Source organism: Photobacterium sanguinicancri, from assembly GCF_002265265.1.
Taxonomy (GTDB): Bacteria; Pseudomonadota; Gammaproteobacteria; order Enterobacterales; family Vibrionaceae; genus Photobacterium; species Photobacterium sanguinicancri.
In genome coordinates this window covers 1-367 of record NZ_NOIF01000531.1, presented here as the reverse complement: position 1 = coordinate 367, position 367 = coordinate 1, and the positions used below count along the sequence as shown (strand labels likewise).

Annotated in this window: 1 pseudogene; it reads right to left on the bottom strand. The window is 65.7% G+C overall.

Features of this window, described 5'->3' with window-relative positions:
• Positions 1-83: 83 nt before the first annotated feature.
• Positions 84-367, bottom strand: a pseudogene (locus tag ASV53_RS26665) (hypothetical protein); the annotation flags it as partial.

Sequence of the window (367 nt, the reverse complement as noted above, 5' to 3'; positions counted from 1 at the left end):
ATCTAAGGAGGTCGGTTCGCGGAAGACCTGTAATAACATCTTGGTCACGGCTTGACGCCGCCTCCGCGCTCCGGCCGGTCGGCTCAGTGCAGACGGATGCTGTCGACCGCGACGAGCTTGTCCCGGATGAACGCGTTCGCGTGGGCCCCGAGCTCGGCGTTGTCGGTCCACAGGTTCCGCCAGATGCCGAGCATCCGACTGAGGTCGGGAGCGACCACCGCCGAGGAGAACGACTCGAACACGATCGGCCCGTCGTAGCCGATGCGACCGAGCGCCTTGAAGAACGTGTTGAAGTCGACCGAGCCCGTGCCGAGGTAGCCGCGGTGGCTCTCGCCGATGTGCACGTACTGCAGCAGCGGCGCCGAGT